Below are 3,851 nucleotides of genomic sequence, written 5' to 3' on the forward strand. Positions count from 1 at the left end.
GGCCTGTCACGCCGGGGGTCGCGGGTTCGAGTCCCGTCCGCTCCGCCAAACAAAAAATGCCCGCCTCGTGCGGGCATTTGCGTTTCTGATTCCCATGCCCGCGCTCGCGGGCATTTTTGTTTGCAGGTTGCCCTCACGTGCCCTGTGCTGCTGCCGCCATGCGTGCAACGCGAGCCCGGGTTCGCTTTTTTTCCGTCCACTGTTGTAATATCGGTCGTTTTGTTCCAATAGACCGATCACGCATGCTCGATTTCTTCCGTAATCACCAGCGCCTGATGATGGCGCTCCTGATCCTGATCGTGTTGCCGGGATTGGGTTTTGTCGGGATCCAAGGCTTCCGCGGCTTTTTCGACGAAAGCGCGAACGTCGCCGCGGTCAACGGGCAAAAGATCACGCGGGTCGAGTTCGACGGGGCATTCCGCCAGCAGATCGACCGCGCCCGCCAGATGCTCGGCGCACAGTTCGACATGAAGGCGTTCGATACGCCCGAACACCGCAAGGAAGTCCTCGACGGCCTGATCCAGCAACGTGTGCTGGCAGACGAGACGCAACGCCTGCACCTGACGGCAACCGACAACGCCGTGCGCGAAGCGCTGCTGAGCGAGCCGGTGATCGCGTCGCTGAAGAAGCCCGACGGCTCGATCGACGCCGAGCGCTATACGCAGCTGCTCGCGATGCAGGGCATGACGCCCGATCAATACCAGGAGCGCGTGCGCTATAGCCTGTCGCTGCAGCAGATCCCGGCCAGCATCGTCTCGAGCGCGTTCACGCCGAAGAGCCTCGCGCAGCGTCTGTCGGAGCTTGCCGCCCAGCAGCGTGAAGTGCAGGCGCTGGTGCTGAAGACGAGCGATTACGCGTCGAAGGTGCAGCCGACCGACGCCCAGCTCGCCGCGTATTACGATGCGAACAAGCAGCGCTTCGCGACGCCGGAGACGGCCATGATCCAGTACCTCGTCTATTCGCCCGCGGCTGCGGCTGCCGGCGCGCTGCCGACCGACGCGGACATCAAGAAGTACTACGACGAGAATCCGACGCACTATCGCACTGAAGGGCAGGTGCGTGTCAGCCACATCTTCATTGCCGCGGGCAGCGACGCGAGCGCGGCCGACAAGGCGGCAGCGAAGGCGAAGGCCGAGCAGTGGCTCGCCGAAGTGAAGGCGCATCCCGATCAGTTCGCGCAGATCGCCGAGAAGAACTCGCAGGACGCGCCATCTGCCGCGAAGGGCGGCGATCTGGGCTTCATCACGCGCGGCTCCACCGCGGGCGGCAAGGCGTTCGACGACGCGGCGTTTGCGCTCAAGCAGGGCGAAGTGAGCGGCGTCGTGCAATCGGATCTCGGTTTCCACATCCTGAAGGCGACCGATGTGAAACCGGCATCGGTCAAGCCGTTTGCGGAAGTGAAGGACGCAATCGCTGCCGACCTGAAGCAGCAGTACGCGGCGAAGGCGTTCTCCGACAATGCGGAAGGTTTCACGTCGACCGTCTACGAGAAGGCGAAGAGCCTGCAGCCGGCTGCCGACAAGTACAAGGTGACGATCCAGACTGCGGTCGTCGCGCCGACGCCGAATCGTCAGCTGCCGCCGGACAGCCCGTTGAACAACGCGAAGTTCCTCGCCGCGGTGTTTGCGAGCGATTCGGTGAAGAACCGGAATAACACGCAAGCGATCGACGTCGGCAACAACACGCTGATCGCCGCGCGGGTGACCGACTACAAGCCGGCCGCCGTGCCGGCGCTCGACGCGGTGAAGGATGCGGTGCGCCAGGACGTCGTTGCCGAGCAGGCTGCGGCACTGGCGAAGAAGGATGGCGCGGCCAAGCTTGCCGAGCTGCAGAAGTCGAAATCGGCGGACGGCTTTTCGGCGGCCGACAAGATCTCTCGCACCGAATCGCACGGCATGACGCCTGCGGCGCTGAGCGCGGTCTACAAGGTCGATGCGAAGACGCTGCCGGCCTACGTCGGCGTCGATCTGGGCGCGAACGGCTACGCGATTTATCGCGTGAACGCGGTGATCCCGGGCTCGGCGGTCGATCCGCAACAGCTCGCTGCCGCGCAGCAGCAGATGGCGCAGGTCGAAGCCCAGAGCGAGGGCGAAGCGTATCTCGCCGCGCTGCGTGCGCGTTCGAAAGTGAAGATGTACGGCACGACGGCCGACACGTCGAAGGCCGACGCGAACTGAGCGTCGCATCCGTCAGCAAAAAGCCCCGCCATCGAGCGGGGCTTTCTGCTTCTGGCGTGAGCGCGCCTAGCCGCGCGGCTTGGCGAGCAGCGGCCTCAGCGACGGCCAGACGTTGTCGAGCAGCACGCCCTGCGCTTGCCGGGTCGGGTGAATCTGGTCGGCCTGGAACATTTCGGGCTTGTTCTCGATGCCGGCAAGCAGGAACGGCACGAGCGGGACGCGCAGATCCTTCGACAGCTTCGTATAGATTCCGTGGAATTGCTGCGTGTAGTCGGGGCCGTAGTTGGGCGGCACATACATGCCGACGAGCACGACTTTCGCACGGGCGCGCTGCGCATCGCCGACGATTTCGCGCAGGTTGCGCTCGGTCGTCGCGAGCGGTACGCCGCGCAAGGCATCGTTCGCGCCGAGTTCCACGACGACGATCGCCGGCTTGAGCCGTTCCAGCACCGCAGGCAGGCGGGCACGACCGCCGCTCGTGGTGTCGCCGCTGACGCTCGCGTTCGCGACGCTATAATCGATCCGCTCGGCAGCAAGCCGCTGCCGCAGCAGCGCGACCCAGCCCGTATCGCGCGGCAGGCCGTATTCGGCTGACAGGCTGTCGCCCAGCACGACGATCACCGGCTGGCCGGGCGGCGTCGTGGCCGGCGGCGCTGCGGCGCACGCAAGACCGGCCGTGGTTGCGGCAAGCGCGCCGCTCAGCAGCGCGGCGAGCGCCGCGCGTCTATTTTTGCGAATTGTCGTGTCCATGCTCAACATCACCGATCCGATCATCGAAGTACGAGGCGTGTGCAAGCGTGTCGCGGACGCGACCGGGGAACTGACGATCCTCGACGGCATCGATCTTGCCGTGCGCCCCGGCAGCAGCCTCGCGATCGTCGGCGCGTCGGGTTCGGGTAAATCGACGCTGCTCGGCCTGCTTGCGGGATTGGACAGCGCGACGAGCGGCACGGTTCGCCTGCTGGGTCACGCACTCGGCGAACTCGACGAGGACGAGCGGGCCGCGCTGCGCAATGGCGCTGTCGGATTCGTGTTCCAGTCGTTCCAGTTGATGCCGCATCTGACGGCGCTCGAAAATGTGATGCTGCCGCTCGAACTGCAGGGCGGCATCAGCGCGAAAGAGGCCGCCGGGCGTGCGCGTACGCTGCTCGGGCGGGTCGGACTCGCCGAGCGCATCGCGCACTATCCGAAGCGTCTGTCGGGCGGCGAGCAGCAGCGCGTCGCACTTGCACGCGCGTTTGTCACGCGCCCGGCCATCCTGTTTGCCGACGAACCGACCGGCAGCCTCGATGCGGCGACCGGCCACGCGGTCATCGACCTGATGTTCGAGCTCAACCGCATGCACGGATCGACGCTCGTGCTCGTCACGCACGATCCGGAACTGGCGCGCCGTTGCGCTGCTACCGTGACGCTCGATAGTGGTCATATCGTGACGCCTGCCGTCTATCGCGGCGCGTGACGCGCGGCGGTCAGGGCCGCACAGGCGCCGGTGCCGTGCGGCCGTTTTGCCTCAGCGCTTGAGCGCCGCGCGTGCGCGCGCGATCAGCGCCGCCGTCGATGAATCGTGCGTGGCCGCGGCGGGCGCATCCATGCTCAGATCCGCTTCCACCACCTTGCCGAGGATCTTGCCGAGTTCGACGCCCCACTGGTCGAACGGGTTGATGTCCCATACCG

Annotated in this window: 4 protein-coding genes; 2 read left to right on the top strand and 2 right to left on the bottom strand. The window is 65.9% G+C overall.

The window, feature by feature from the left end:
* The first annotated feature begins 242 nt into the window (after nt 1–242).
* The gene (locus KH616_RS22685) at nt 243–2,177 is read left to right on the top strand and encodes a SurA N-terminal domain-containing protein (RefSeq protein ID WP_292252146.1); all 1,935 of its coding nucleotides are present in this window, start codon (nt 243–245) and stop codon (nt 2,175–2,177) included.
* 66 nt (nt 2,178–2,243) lie between these two features.
* On the opposite strand, the gene KH616_RS22690 is transcribed toward KH616_RS22685, so the two are convergent.
* Nucleotides 2,244–2,927, bottom strand: a complete 684-nt coding sequence (locus tag KH616_RS22690; protein WP_292252147.1) for an arylesterase — start codon at nt 2,925–2,927, stop codon at nt 2,244–2,246.
* On the opposite strand from KH616_RS22690, the gene KH616_RS22695 reads away from it, so the two are divergent.
* Nucleotides 2,926–3,636 (top strand): ABC transporter ATP-binding protein, encoded by a 711-nt coding sequence (locus KH616_RS22695; protein ID WP_292252148.1) that lies wholly within the window; start codon nt 2,926–2,928, stop codon nt 3,634–3,636. The genes KH616_RS22690 and KH616_RS22695 overlap by 2 nt on opposite strands.
* A 51-nt stretch (nt 3,637–3,687) precedes the next feature.
* Here the strand turns inward: KH616_RS22695 and KH616_RS22700 are convergent.
* On the bottom strand, nt 3,688–3,851 hold a 164-nt coding region (locus KH616_RS22700), incomplete at its 5' end, for a hypothetical protein (RefSeq protein ID WP_292252149.1).

The sequence above is a fragment of the Burkholderia sp. genome (assembly GCF_018375725.1).
Lineage (GTDB): Bacteria > Pseudomonadota > Gammaproteobacteria > Burkholderiales > Burkholderiaceae > Burkholderia.